Raw genomic sequence first — 564 nt, 5'->3', positions numbered from 1 at the left:
ATCCCCAATCCATGTGAAACTATCTATTAAATCACATTTAGTTAATGAGTAGTCACAGAAAGATTGTGGTTTCTTTCTCTTTATCACACGGCCTATACTTACCAACTTAAGCTTGCTAGGCTTAGGGCTTACTTTGCTTGGAAGATTTAGATGCACTCCATTACTAACGGCAACACTATTAACTGAGTGGTTATCCAAGTAGTTTGAAACAGATTGTGAACAGCCTACAACTAAATCCAACTTTCTGATAAAGATGAGATGAAAGTATGCTAGCAAACTACCTGACACCTCGCCGTATTCCTGAGAATAATCTTTAAAAGGGTAATTATGAACAGTTGTGATAAATTTAGCAGGGAAAAGAAAAAGCTTGGAAACGCAAGAATAGAAATCAGGGTAAAATCCATGAGAGTGCACGACTTTAATATTAAATTTTTTAAGTAACTTATTTATTTTAAGAAGATTTCTGAAAGGTTTAAACTTATTAAAAGAATAAATGACACAATTTTTACCTGATATGGTAACTTCCCTTACACCCTCCTCTGACTCAAAAGAGAAAATGTAAAT

At 33.7% G+C, this 564-nt stretch carries 1 protein-coding gene; it reads right to left on the bottom strand.

Going from position 1 to position 564, the window contains the following annotated elements; all coding sequences use genetic code 11:
• Window positions 1–564: glycosyltransferase family 4 protein (locus tag R8O10_RS26745; protein ID WP_318192166.1), on the bottom strand; the 564-nt coding region annotated here is incomplete at both ends.

This window comes from Vibrio sp. 1727 (assembly GCF_033344415.1).
Taxonomy (GTDB): domain Bacteria; phylum Pseudomonadota; class Gammaproteobacteria; order Enterobacterales; family Vibrionaceae; genus Vibrio; species Vibrio alginolyticus.
The sequence above is the reverse complement of the archived record's forward strand: the minus strand, read 5'-3'. Positions and strand labels throughout refer to the sequence as shown.